At 71.4% G+C, this 12,686-nt stretch carries 11 protein-coding genes; 8 read left to right on the top strand and 3 right to left on the bottom strand.

Going from position 1 to position 12,686, the window contains the following annotated elements; all coding sequences use genetic code 11:
• Nucleotides 1-54 precede the first annotated feature (54 nt).
• The 7 genes from IGS69_RS07605 (at nt 55) to IGS69_RS07575 (ending at nt 7,319) form a co-directional block, all read left to right on the top strand.
• Nucleotides 55-1,266, top strand: a complete 1,212-nt coding sequence (locus IGS69_RS07605) for a phosphoglycerate kinase (protein WP_190897896.1) — start codon at nt 55-57, stop codon at nt 1,264-1,266.
• 6 nt (nt 1,267-1,272) lie between these two features.
• Complete coding sequence (tpiA, locus tag IGS69_RS07600) at nt 1,273-2,049, top strand: triose-phosphate isomerase (RefSeq protein WP_190897895.1); 777 nt, start codon at nt 1,273-1,275, stop codon at nt 2,047-2,049.
• Nucleotides 2,050-2,300: 251 nt separating this feature from the next.
• A complete protein-coding gene (secG, locus tag IGS69_RS07595) occupies nt 2,301-2,537 on the top strand; it encodes a preprotein translocase subunit SecG (RefSeq protein ID WP_190897893.1) in 237 nt (78 codons plus the stop codon).
• 208 nt (nt 2,538-2,745) lie between these two features.
• Nucleotides 2,746-3,081: an RNA polymerase-binding protein RbpA gene (locus IGS69_RS07590; protein ID WP_003957010.1), complete on the top strand. Its 336-nt coding sequence runs from the start codon at nt 2,746-2,748 to the stop codon at nt 3,079-3,081.
• Between the two features lie 138 nt (nt 3,082-3,219).
• A complete protein-coding gene (locus IGS69_RS07585) occupies nt 3,220-4,503 on the top strand; it encodes an MFS transporter (RefSeq protein WP_232543453.1) in 1,284 nt (427 codons plus the stop codon).
• 74 nt (nt 4,504-4,577) lie between these two features.
• Nucleotides 4,578-6,263, top strand: coding sequence for a glucose-6-phosphate isomerase (gene pgi / locus IGS69_RS07580; protein WP_190897891.1), 1,686 nt, complete (start codon nt 4,578-4,580; stop codon nt 6,261-6,263).
• A gap of 135 nt (nt 6,264-6,398) precedes the next feature.
• Nucleotides 6,399-7,319 carry a DUF3824 domain-containing protein gene (locus tag IGS69_RS07575; RefSeq protein ID WP_190897890.1) on the top strand — a complete coding sequence of 307 codons (921 nt, stop codon included), beginning with the start codon at nt 6,399-6,401 and terminating at the stop codon, nt 7,317-7,319.
• 19 nt (nt 7,320-7,338) lie between these two features.
• Here the strand turns inward: IGS69_RS07575 and IGS69_RS07570 are convergent, their stop codons facing one another.
• The 3 genes from IGS69_RS07570 to IGS69_RS07560 form a co-directional block, all read right to left on the bottom strand.
• The gene (locus IGS69_RS07570) at nt 7,339-9,624 is read right to left on the bottom strand and encodes an FtsX-like permease family protein (protein ID WP_190897888.1); all 2,286 of its coding nucleotides are present in this window, start codon (nt 9,622-9,624) and stop codon (nt 7,339-7,341) included.
• Between the two features lie 255 nt (nt 9,625-9,879).
• On the bottom strand, nt 9,880-10,638 hold the full coding sequence (locus IGS69_RS07565) for an ABC transporter ATP-binding protein (protein ID WP_190897886.1): 759 nt from the start codon (nt 10,636-10,638) through the stop codon (nt 9,880-9,882).
• The gene (locus IGS69_RS07560; RefSeq protein WP_104779514.1) at nt 10,635-11,150 is read right to left on the bottom strand and encodes a PadR family transcriptional regulator; all 516 of its coding nucleotides are present in this window, start codon (nt 11,148-11,150) and stop codon (nt 10,635-10,637) included. Before IGS69_RS07560 ends, IGS69_RS07565 begins: the two co-directional genes overlap by 4 nt.
• 122 nt (nt 11,151-11,272) lie before the next feature.
• Here IGS69_RS07560 and IGS69_RS07555 point away from each other — a divergent pair, with 122 nt between their 5' ends.
• Nucleotides 11,273-12,544, top strand: coding sequence for an ABC transporter substrate-binding protein (locus tag IGS69_RS07555; RefSeq protein WP_190897884.1), 1,272 nt, complete (start codon nt 11,273-11,275; stop codon nt 12,542-12,544).
• Nucleotides 12,545-12,686: the final 142 nt, after the last annotated feature.

Genomic DNA, 12,686 nt, shown 5'->3' with positions numbered 1-12,686 from the left:
CTGTTCGATCACGAGCGCTTACGAGCGATCACGAGCTCTTTCAGGAGTCCCTTCATGAAGACGATCGACGAACTCCTCACCGAAGGGGTCGCGGGCAAGCGGGTCTTCGTCCGCGCCGATCTGAACGTGCCGCTGGACGGCACGCGCATCACCGACGACGGCCGTATCCGCGCCGTGCTGCCCACGGTCAAGGCCCTCGCCGACGCGGGCGCCCGGGTCGTCGTCGCCTCCCACCTGGGCCGCCCCAAGGGTGCCCCGGACCCGGCCTTCTCCCTCGCCCCGGCCGCCGCGCGGCTCGGTGAACTCCTCGGGTCGGACGTGGCCTTCGCGACCGACACGGTCGGCGAGTCCGCCCGGACCACCGTCGCCGGCCTCGCCGACGGCCAGGTCGCCGTCATCGAGAACCTGCGCTTCAACGCCGGTGAGACGAGCAAGGACGACGCCGAGCGCGGCGCCTTCGCCGACCAGCTCGCCGCCCTCGCGGACGTCTACGTCGGCGACGGTTTCGGCGCCGTGCATCGCAAGCACGCCTCGGTCTTCGACCTCCCGGCCCGCCTGCCGCACTACGCCGGCTACCTCATCGCCACCGAGGTCGGCGTCCTGAGGAAGCTCACCGACGACGTCAAGCGGCCCTACGCCGTCGTCCTGGGCGGCGCCAAGGTGTCCGACAAGCTCGCCGTCATCGACCAGCTGCTCGGCAAGGCCGACCGGCTGCTCATCGGCGGCGGCATGGTCTTCACCTTCCTCAAGGCCAAGGGCCACGAGATCGGCACGTCCCTGGTCCAGGAGGACCAGCTCCCGGTCGTCCGGGAGTACATCGAGCGCGCCGAGAAGAACGCCGTCGAGCTGGTCCTGCCGGTGGACGTCGTGGTCGCGCCGGAGTTCCCGGACCTCAAGACCAAGGCCCCGGCCCGGCCCAGCACCGTCGCCGCGGACGCCATGCCGGCCGACCAGATGGGCCTGGACATCGGCCCCGAGTCCCGCAAGCTGTACGCCTCGAAGATCGTCGACGCCGCCACCGTCTTCTGGAACGGCCCCATGGGCGTCTTCGAGCACCCCGATTTCGCCGAGGGCACCAAGGCGGTCGCCCAGGCTCTCATCAACTCCCAGGCCTTCACGGTGGTCGGTGGTGGCGACTCCGCCGCGGCCGTCCGCATCCTGGGCTTCGACGAGAACGCATTCGGCCACATCTCGACCGGTGGCGGCGCCTCCCTCGAATACCTCGAGGGCAAGACGCTCCCCGGCCTCGCCGCACTGGAGGACTGACCCTTTATGAGCACGCGCACGCCGCTGATGGCGGGCAACTGGAAGATGAACCTCAACCACCTCGAGGCCATCGCGCACGTCCAGAAGCTCGCCTTCGCCCTGGCCGACAAGGACTACGAGGCCGTCGAGGTCGCCGTCCTGCCGCCCTTCACCGACCTGCGCTCCGTGCAGACCCTGGTCGACGGCGACAAGCTCAAGATCAAGTACGGCGCCCAGGACATCTCGGCGCACGACAGCGGTGCCTTCACCGGCGAGATCTCCGGCCCCATGCTGGCCAAGCTGAAGTGCACCTACGTCGCCGTCGGCCACAGCGAGCGCCGGCAGTACCACGCCGAGACCGACGAGCTGGTCAACGCCAAGGTCAAGGCCGCCTACAAGCACGGCCTGACCCCGATCCTGTGCGTCGGCGAGGAACTGGAGGTCCGCGAGGCGGGCAACCACGTCTCCCACACCCTCGCCCAGGTCGAGGGCGGTCTGAAGGACCTCCCCGCAGAGCAGGCCGAGACCGTCGTGATCGCCTACGAGCCCGTCTGGGCCATCGGCACCGGCAAGGTATGTGGCGCCGAGGACGCCCAGGAGGTCTGCGCGGCGATCCGCGGCAAGCTCGCCGAGCTGTACTCGCAGGACCTGGCCGACAAGGTCCGCATCCAGTACGGCGGCTCCGTGAAGTCGGGCAACGTCGCGGAGATCATGGCCCAGGCCGACATCGACGGTGCCCTGGTCGGCGGCGCCTCGCTGGACGCCGACGAGTTCGTCAAGATCGTGCGCTTCCGCGACCAGTGAGCCGTAGGGGCGCGGCCGGTGTCGAGAGGTCATGGGGGTCCCCCCTGCTCGAGCGAAGCCGAGAGCTTCGGGGAGAGCGGAGGCCCGAAGGGTTGAGCACGGTCGACCTCCCGACACCGGCACGGAGCGCTCCGGAGGCGACCCGGCCCATCGCGAGTATGCGCTAGCGGCGATCCGTCGTACCCTTGCGGGGTCCAGCTCTGTGCTGGGCCCCGCGTCGTCCATCCGAATCCGAGGAAGTTGGTCCAGCCGTGGTTTTGGGGTTCTCGATCGCCCTGATCGTCTTCAGCCTGCTGCTGATGCTGCTGGTGCTGATGCACAAGGGGAAGGGCGGCGGCCTCTCCGACATGTTCGGCGGCGGCATGCAGTCCTCCGTCGGCGGCTCCTCGGTCGCCGAGCGCAACCTCGACCGGATCACCGTCGTGATCGGTCTGGCATGGTTCGCGTGCATTGTCGTGCTCGGCATCCTCATGAAGGTGAACAACTGACCGAGCCGCGATCCGCACGGACCTCGTACGTAAGGCCCCATGTTCGGTACGCGCAGCTGAGCGCGGCCTATCATGGGGCTTGCGTCTAGGTGGGAGGGTTGTAACTCCAATCACTGGACGCGCGTTGGGCCTTACGTAGACTGAGGCGCTCGCAGCGAAGCGGAACGCCGACTCGCTTCGCGGCACCATCACGCAGGGAGTTACGACCGTGGCAAGTGGCAACGCGATCCGGGGAAGCCGGGTCGGGGCGGGGCCGATGGGCGAGGCCGAGCGCGGCGAGTCCGCGCCGCGGCTGCGCATCTCCTTCTGGTGCTCCAACGGACACGAGACCCAGCCGAGCTTCGCCAGCGACGCGCAGGTGCCCGATACCTGGGACTGTCCCCGCTGCGGCTTTCCGGCAGGCCAGGACCGGGACAACCCCCCGGACCCGCCGCGCACCGAGCCCTACAAGACGCACCTGGCGTATGTGCGGGAGCGGCGCAGCGACGCGGACGGCGAGGCGATCCTCGCCGAGGCGCTCGCCAAACTGCGGGGCGAGATCTAGAAGTCCAGACCGGCCGGGCACCAGCAGGTGCCCGGCCGGAGCTGCTCTCGCGGACCGCTCGCGGACCGATTGTCAGTGGTGCCCTCTACGGTTTGTGCATCGGACGAACCATGAGGGGGAGCTGTGGCGAGGGGCGAGGTGGGTGGGGGTACCCCCCTGCTCGAAAAGCGTGACGGAGTCCGTGCGCCCGCGTGGCGCGGGGGGTTCGGGCGGCTGTGGAGCGCCGCCGTCCTGTCCAGCTTCGGTGACGCCCTGCGGACGGCGGCACTGCCCCTCCTCGCGGTCACACTGACCGACGATCCGCTGCTCATCGCCTCCGTCACGGCCTGCGGTCATCTCCCCTGGATCGTCTTCGGCCTGCTCGGCGGGGCCGTCGCCGACCGGGTCGACCAGCGGCGGGCCATGTGGATGGTGGACGCCTTGCGCGGGCTGCTGGTCGCCGCCTTCGCGGTGGCCGTCGCCCTCGGCCACGCCTCGATCGCCCTGCTGATCGTGCTGGCCTTCACGCTGACCACCCTCCAGACGCTCTTCGACAACGCCGCCACCGCGCTGCTGCCCGCCCTGGTCGACCGGGACGCGCTGGGCAGTGCCAACGCCCGGCTGCTGACCGGCCAGCGCATCGCGGGCGGACTGCTGGGCGGACCGGTCGTGCCGCTCCTGCTGGCCGCCGGGGTGGCGGTGCCGTTCGCGGCGGACGCGGTGACCTTCCTGGTGGCCGCCGCGCTCATCGCCACGCTCCCGGCCGCCGAGCCGGACCGTGAGCCACGGCCGGCGGGCAGCACACTGCGACGGGAGATCGCCGAGGGGCTGCGCGTCCTGACCCGCGACAGGGCCCTGCGCGGACTGTGCACCGCCACCGCCCTGTGCAACATCGGCATGGGCGCCCTCGTCGCCACCCTCGTGATCCTGGTGACCGGCTGGCTCGACGCGGGCAACACCGGATACGCCGTGGCGATGACCGCGTACACGGTCGGCAGCCTGGCCGGGGGAGCAGCCGGCGGCCGGCTCGTCACCCGCTTCGGACGGATGCGCCTGGTGCTCGTCGCCGGGACGGCGCAGACCGCCGCCCTCCTCGTCATGGGCTCGGTGCGCAGCATGGTCGCGCTGGTGGCCGCCCTGGCCGTCTTCGGGTTCATGGGAATGCTGTGGAACGTCAACACCACGACGCTGATGCAGCAGCGCACCCCCGCCGAGCTGCTCGGCCGCGTGAGCTCCGCCTTCCGGACGCTCGCGGTCGCGGGCGCACCCGTGGGCGCGCTGCTGGGCGGAGCCGTCGCCGGCGCCTGGGGGGAGAACACCCCCGCGCTGCTCGCGGCCGCCTTCTTCGTCCTGTCCGTCACCGCGCTGATACCCGCGCGCCGGTCGGACGTATCTGTTGTTGCGCCGGACGACGGCGCCACGACAGACCACGGCAACCGCTGATCAATTAGGTTGGACCGGCAGCGGGGCAGGTACGCGGCAGTACAGGCAGGCAAGGAAGAAGGCTGAAGTCCCAGATGAACGCAGACGGCCGTACCAGGCTCAACCAGACGCCCGAGTGGACGGCACTGGCCAAGCACCGTGAGGAGCTGGGCGAAGTCCGGCTGCGCGAGCTGTTCGCCGCCGACTCCGGCCGCGGCGCCGCGTACACCCTCCGGGTCGGCGACCTGTACGTCGACTACTCCAAGCACCTCGTCACCGACGACACCCTGCGGCTGCTGCGCGAACTGGCCGCCGCCACCGATGTCTTCGGGCTCCGGGACGCCATGTTCCGCGGCGAGAAGATCAACACCACCGAGGACCGGGCCGTGCTGCACACGGCGCTGCGTGCCCCGCGGGACGCGGTGATCGAGGTCGACGGCGAGAACGTGGTGCCGGATGTGCACGCCGTGCTCGACAAGATGGCCGCCTTCGCGGACCGGGTGCGTTCGGGGGAGTGGACCGGCCACACCGGCAAGCGGATCCGGAACGTCGTCAACATCGGCATCGGCGGCTCCGACCTCGGTCCCGCGATGGCCTACGAGGCGCTGCGGGCCTTCACCGACCGCTCGCTGACGGTGCGTTTCGTGTCGAACGTGGACGGCGCCGACCTGCACGAGGCGGTCCGGGACCTGGACCCGGCGGAGACGCTGTTCGTCATCGCCTCCAAGACCTTCACCACCATCGAGACCGTCACCAACGCCACGTCCGCGCGCTCCTGGCTGCTGGACGCCCTCGCTGGGGGCACCTCCCGCTCGAGCGAAGTCGAGAGTGGGGGAGAGACCGCGGTCGCCAAGCACTTCGTCGCGCTGTCGACGAACGCCGAGAAGGTCGCCGAGTTCGGCATCGACACGGCCAACATGTTCGAGTTCTGGGACTGGGTCGGCGGCCGGTACTCCTACGACTCCGCGATCGGCCTGTCCCTGATGATCGCGATCGGCCCGGACCGCTTCCGGGAGATGCTCGACGGGTTCCGCATCGTCGACGAGCACTTCAGGACCGCGCCCGCCGAGTCCAACGTGCCGCTGCTGCTGGGCCTGCTGGGCATCTGGTACGGCAACTTCCACGACGCCCAGTCCCACGCGGTGCTGCCCTACAGCCACTACCTGTCCAAGTTCACCGCCTACCTCCAGCAGCTCGACATGGAGTCCAACGGCAAGTCGGTGGACCGTGACGGCAGGCCGGTGGAGTGGCAGACCGGGCCGGTGGTGTGGGGCACGCCGGGCACCAACGGGCAGCACGCCTACTACCAGTTGATCCACCAGGGCACCAAGCTCATCCCGGCGGACTTCATCGGCTTCGCGCGGCCGGTCGGCGAGCTGAGCGACGAACTGAAGGCGCAGCACGACCTGCTGATGGCCAACTTCTTCGCGCAGACGCAGGCACTCGCGTTCGGCAAAACGCCCGAGGAGGTGCGGGCCGAGGGCGTGCCCGAGGAGCTGGTGCCGCACAAGACCTTCCGGGGAAACCGCCCGACGACCACGATCCTCGCGCCCGAGCTGACGCCTTCCGTCCTGGGTCAGCTGGTCGCCGTCTACGAGCACAAGGTGTTCGTGCAGGGCGCGGTGTGGAACATCGACTCCTTCGACCAGTGGGGCGTCGAGCTGGGCAAGGTCCTCGCCAAGCGCGTCGAGCCGGCGCTGACCGAGGGCGCCGAGGTGGAGGGCCTGGACGCCTCCACCAAGGCGCTGGTCGCCACGTACCGGGAGCTGCGCGGCCGGTAGCCAAGGGCGCCGGACGGGTTCCGGACGGGTTCCGGGGGAGGCGGACGGGCGCCGCGGGAGGCGGGCGGCAGCGCGCCGTCCGCTTCCCGTAGACTCCCGGGCGATCATCACGGCGAGTGCTCGGGGGAGCGCAAGATGGCACGCTCACGCGGAAGTTGGACCGGTGGCACGCTGACGGCCCGGTCCCTGCTCAAGCCTCAGGACGTGGCGCGGGCGGTGTTCCACCCCGCCTGGATCCCGCAGCCGCTCGACCCGTCGGTGGAGCGCCTGAAACGGGCCCGTGTCATCGCCGGGGCGATCACCTCGCTCGGTGTCTACACCTTCGTCGAGGGCGGTTTCGACCTCACGGAGCTGCTGGAGAACGCGATGACGGCCTCGGTCGTCCTGCTCTTCCTCACCCCGCTCACCGTCGGGGCTATGCTCTGGGTGTGGCGGCGTGGCGGCACGGTGCGGCAGTTGCGGACGCCGCTGCTCAAGTCCCTCGCGCTGCTGGTGCTCTTCGTCGGCTGCGTGGCCGCCGTGCTGCTGCTGGTGCGGACGGTGAACGCGTCCGCGAACGTCGCCGTGATCATCGGGTTCGGTATGACGATGCTGTGGCTGCTCGCCTTCACGGCCTCCGGAGCCGTGCGGGTGTCGGGCAACTTCTTCGGCACGGCCGCCGTCCACCGCTGCCTGCCGCCGCTGCTGGCCATGGTGACCAGCTGGCTGGTGGCCGTCCCGGACCTGGTGACCGGTGATCTGCACGGGCTCAGTCTCACCCTCGGCATCGTCTTCATCCTGGGCGCGCCGGTGACGGTCACCGCCATCGCGCTGCTGGAGATGCGGCGGTTGAAGAGGCGGTACGGAATCCGGCTGAACGCCCATCCCGCGACGCATCCTCCCGTGCCCGGGCCGGTCTCGCCGATGCCCCCGGCGGGATCGCCGTACCTCCCGCCGCAGGGGAGGAACCCGTATGGTCCTCCCCACGCGCCGAGTGGGCAGCACCCCTACGCCCCGCACCCCTACGCCCCGCACCCGCAGCCGCCGTACAACCCGCGGTACCCGTACGGAGGCTGACCCCCGGGAGGTGACGGCGTCAGGCCACCGCGCTCAGTGTGTCCGCGAGGCGCCGTCGGGCCGCCCGGGCCGCGGGGACGGCGGCCAGCGCGGCGGCGCAGAGCACCGCTGCCGCCCCGAGCAGCACCATCAGGATCGCGGAGGGGCCCTGGGCGATGCCCGCGCCGATACCGCTGGAGCGGCCCTGGGTGTCGATCAGCCACCGGGCGAGCGGCAGGCCGAGGGCGGTGGCGGCGAGGACGGCCGCCAGGGCCGTGAGCCCGGTGGCCGTGACGGTGATCGCCGTGATCTGCCGGGGAGACAGGCCGATGGCCTTCAGGGCCAGCAGGTCCCGTTCGCTCTCACGGACGGTGCCGCCGATCGCGGTCAGCAGCTCGATGAGCCCGATGAGGGCGAGCACGGCGATCAGCCAGGCGACGACGGCGCGCAGTGGCGAGAGCCCGTCGGCCGGGTTGGTCACGGTGTGCACGTCCAGATGGCCGCCCCCGGCCTCGGCGAGCCGGTCGGCGACCTCGCGCGGGTCGGCGCCGGGGGCCAGACGGAGTTCGTAGAGGGTCGGGCGGAGATCCGGGTCGTTCTCGCGGAGGGTGTCGAGGGACGTGGAGATGACCCGGCCGGCGTTCTCCGGCTCGATGCTGCGGCCCACGATGTGCAGGATCTGCGGCTGGTCCCCGACGGTCATCCGGACCCAGTCGCCGACACGCACGTTCAGCAGGTCGAGGAACCCCTGCCCGGCCACGGCCTCATCGGCGCCGCGGGCGGGGCGGCCCTCGGCGAGGGTGTACGGGTAGGGGTCCTGGTGAGTGCCGAGGCCGCGCAGCGCGATCGTCGCCGTCTGACTCGCGCCCAGGGCCGCCGTCTCGACGCCCGGGTAGGCCGCGGCGACCTCCGGGTCGCGTTCCAGAAGGGAACGGGTCTGCTGTTCACTCAGGCCGGAGTCGTCGGCGCGGACACTGAGCGTGGTGGGCAGGCCGATCCGCTCGGGCTCGCTGTGGAAGCGGTCGAGGGTGGTCCAGGCGCTCATCGCCACGACGATCAGCAGCAGCGGCAGGGTGAGGCGGGCGACGGTGGCCAGGGACCGGTGGCGGCGGGTGAACGCCTTGTGCCAGCCCAGCACCAGCGCGGGCGGGATCCGCCGGCCGAGGGCCCGGCGCGCGACGCCGGACAGCCGTCCGCCCGACGGCGCGGCGGGGCGCGGCACCGGCACCGGCGGCACGCGTCCGGCCCGCCAGGCGGCCAGACCGGTGGTCGCGCCGATGAACAGCACCGCGGCGGCCGGGACCACGAGCAGCGCCACGGTGTGCCCGGGCAGCCCCTGCCACACCCCCACCGCGTCCCCGAGCCGCCCCGGGATCCGGCTGCCCAGGGCCTCGGCGAGACCGGCGGCGGCCAGGGCACCCAGCAGGGCGTAGGCGAGGTGCTGGAGCAGGAAGATCCGGACCACCTGGCCGGGCGTGAAGCCGATGGCCTTGAGGACGGAGAGGTCCCGCAGATGGCCGCGGATACGGGTGCCGATCGCCCCGTGCACGGCGAACCCGGCCGCGACCAGCGCCCCCAGCCCGAACAGGCCCAGCACCTGGCCGAGCAGCCGGTTGTCCCCCTGCGCCTCGGCGCGTGCCTGCTGCCAGGTGGAGACCTCGCCGATCGCCCCGGAGCCCAGTACGGTCACGGCGCGCTGGACGACGTAGGAGGTGTCGCCCGGATCCGTCAGCCGCAGCCCGATCACCTGGCCGCCCGGGTCCGGCACCGCCGACGGCAGTGCCCACACCAGGCCCGGCTGCTCACCGGGCCGGTAGCGCGGCTCGGCGCTGTCGGCGAGGCCCACGACCGTCAGCTCGCGGGCGGTGCCGGGCACGGTGAGGGTGTCGCCGGGCTCGGTCAGCAGGGCGCGGGCGAGACGGCTCTCCAGGACCACGCCGTTCGGGGTCGCGGGGTCAAGCCAGTGACCGGAGACGACCGGCGGACGGTCGGCGGAGGGCCGCTCCGGGGTGCCGCGCAGCTCGACGGCGGCGCGGCTGCCGCGCGAGGAGACGGTGGTGGCGGCGGTCGGGTAGGGGCCGGTGACGGAGTCCACGCCGGCCAGATCGGCCAGCTTCCCGGTGTCGGCCGTCTTGTCGGTGTGCAGCCACACATGGGCGCCGTGCGACTGTGTGAACACCCGCTGCCAGGGGTTGGTCGCGTAGCCGAACAGGGCCGTGGCCAGCAGCAGGGAGGCCACGATGCCGGCGGTGGCGAGGACGAGGAACAGGGCCTCGCCGCGGTGCGTGCGCAGATCGGAGTGCGCCCAGCGCAGGGTGGCTCGCACGGGCCTCAGCCCCTAGGGGGCTTCTGATGGATCCCCGCGGCGTCACGGCGTCCGGCACGCACTCCCCCAAGCTCTCGGCTTCGCTCGAGCAGGGGGGACCCCCATGCCGCACGCCGTGAACGGACAGGTGGCTCCGCCACATGACCGTTCCCGCCGCACGCCGATCGCACGCACCGGACGCCGCTCCTCGCTCCGCGGAGATCCATCAGAAGCCTCCTCGGCCCGGACACCGGGCGGTGGTCGTGGACCCGCATGTCAGTCCCTGAGTTCCAGCACGCCGGATATGCCGGCGCGGCGCGGCTGGGTGGTGCCGCCGTCGAGTTCCGCGTCGTCGGCGATCCGGCCGTCGAAGAAGCTGATCACCCGGTCCGCGGCGCTCGCCAGCCGGGCGTCGTGCGTGACCAGCACGATCGTCTGGCCGCGCTGGTGGAAGCGGGACAGCAGCCGCATCACCTCGCGGGTGCCCTTGCTGTCGAGACTGCCGGCCGGCTCGTCGGCCAGCAGCAGCGGCGGGTGGTTGACCAGGGCCCTGGCCAGCGCGACGCGCTGCTGCTCGCCACCGGACAGCTCGCCCGGCATGCTGCGTTCCTTGCCGGTCAGGCCCAGCTCGGCCAGCAGCGCCTCGCGCTCGGTGCGCGCCTGCTTCGGCGAGGTCCCGGCGAGCAGGGCGGGCAGCTCCACGTTGTCGGCGACGGACAGGTTGGAGACGAGGTTGAAGAACTGGAAGACGATCCCGATCCGCTTCCTGCGCTCCACCGCCCAGCGGGCCTCGCTGTAGGTGTCGGTGGACTCGCCGTCGAGCAGAACGTGGCCCGCGTCCGGGCGCTGGAGCCCACCGAGCAGGTGCAGCAGCGTGGACTTGCCGGCGCCGGACGGGCCGGTGATCGCCACGAACTCGCCCTGCCGTACGCACAGGTCGACCCCGCGCACGGCATGAGCCGGGGCACCCTCGCCGTGGTGGGTCTTCACCAGCCCCTCGGCGCGCAGCACAGGAGCGGGACGGTTGTCGCTCACTCCAGCTCCTCCAGCTCTTCCTGGCACCGTTCCAGCCAGTCGAGGTCGGCCTGCAGGTGCAGCATCGCGCCTTCGATCAGCAGATGGGCGATGCGGTTGTCGCGGTCTTCGGCGGCGGCCAGCTTCGACATCTGCCGCATGGTGTTCAGGTACTGGCGCCGCTGCTGGTTGATCAGCGTGATCTGCTCGGCGAGGCCGGTCTGCGGAGCGAGCGCGAGTTTCATGAAGAACTCGTCCCGTACCCGCGGCTCGTCCTCGGGCTCCTCGAACCAGGCGCGCAGCGCCTCCCGCCCGGCGTCGGTGAGGTGATAGACCTTTTTGTTGGGCCGGCTGGACTGCGCCACGTCCTCGCCCTCGATCAGTCCCGACTTCTCGAGGCGGCCGAGGGTCACATAGATCTGGCCGACGTTCGGCTGAGGGTACGCGGAGCCCAGCAGTTGCTCAAGGTCCTGCTTGAGCTCGTAGCCGTGGGCGGGTCCGCGGGCGAGGAGGGCCAGGAGGGGCAGGCGCACGCGTGCAGTCCTCCTGTCTGGTCCAATGTGCTCCAGGCCCTAGTATCGCCCATACCTAACAGGTATACATGGCCTCTGATTCCGGGCAAGGGTGCCCAGCGCCGGTGTACAGGGAGGAACCTATGCGGTGGATCCAAGCCGCGGGTAGGGGCCTCCTCGTTCTCGTCGTGGTCCTGACCGGCTACGTCGCCGCCGGAGCCCAGGCGGGCGAGCCCTCCGGGACCGACCGCGGCCCCCTCACCCTGGCCACCGCCGGAGACCTCACCGGCTACCTCGGCCCTCTGCTCGAAGGCTGGAATCGTACCCACCCCGGCGAGAAGGTCACCCTCGTCGAGCTGCCCGACTCGGCCGACGAGACCCAGGCGCAGATGGTCACCGACCTGCGCGACGGCGACCGCAGCCGGTTCGACGTGCTCAACATCGACGTCAACTGGACCTCGGAGTTCGCGGCGGCGGGCTGGATCAGACCGCTGCCCCGGGACCGCTTCCCCCTGAAGACCTTCCTCCAGCCGGTCGTGGACACGGCGACCTACGACGGACAGCTCTACGCCGTCCCGTACGTCACCAACGCCGGACTGCTCCTGTACCGCAAGGACGTCCTGGCCGAGGAGGGCGTCGCGCCGCCGCGCACCTGGGCGGAGCTGGAGCGGTACGCGAAGACCATCGCCCCGAAGCACGGCCTCGACGGCTACGCGGGACAGTTTCTGCCCTACGAGGGCCTCACGGTGAACGCCGCCGAGGCCGTCTACTCGGCGGGCGGCTCGATCCTCGGCGACGAGGGTGAGCGCGTCACCGTCGACTCGGCGGCGGCCCGCGAGGGCATCGGATTCCTGGCCCGCGGAGTGCGCGACGGCTGGATCCCCAGGGAAGCGCTGACCTACAAGGAAGAAGAGTCCAAACAGGCCTTCCAGGACGGCCGGCTGCTCTTCCTGCGGAACTGGCCGTACGCCTACGTCGGCGCTTCCGCTCCCGGTTCGAAGATCGCCGGGAAGGTCGGCGCGGTCCCCCTGCCCGGGCCCGACGGTCCGGGGACCAGCGTCCTCGGCGGCTCCAACCTGGCAGTCAGCGCGCACGCGCGGCACCCCGACTCGGCGGCCCGGCTGATCGCGTACCTCACCAGTGAGCGCGTCCAGCGCCAGGTCCTCACCCGCGGCGCACTGCCGCCCGTGCGGGCCGATCTCTACCAGGACCCCGCGCTCATCCGCAGGTTCCCGTACCTGCCGACGCTGCGCACGAGCGTCCTCGCGGCCGAGCCGCGCCCCAAGAGCCCCCGCTACGACCAGGTCAGCCTCGTCGTGCAGGCGGTCGTGCACGACGCGATGGCCGGGCACCAGACGCCCGCCGCCGCGATGCGCCGACTGGCGCGCGAGCTCGCCGCCATCTCGCGCCGCTAGCCGCCCCCGCGCCGCTCGCTCACCGAGCTCCTAGTTACTTGTTAGGTAACGCGGACATCTCGAAACGCTGAACATCGCCCGGTCTGTCCGGATTCAGCCACCTCAACCGCTCGGTAGCTTCTGCCATTTCATTGACACCCTC

This window comes from Streptomyces tuirus (assembly GCF_014701095.1).
GTDB lineage: Bacteria > Actinomycetota > Actinomycetes > Streptomycetales > Streptomycetaceae > Streptomyces > Streptomyces tuirus.
The sequence above is the reverse complement of the archived record's forward strand: the minus strand, read 5'-3'. Positions and strand labels throughout refer to the sequence as shown.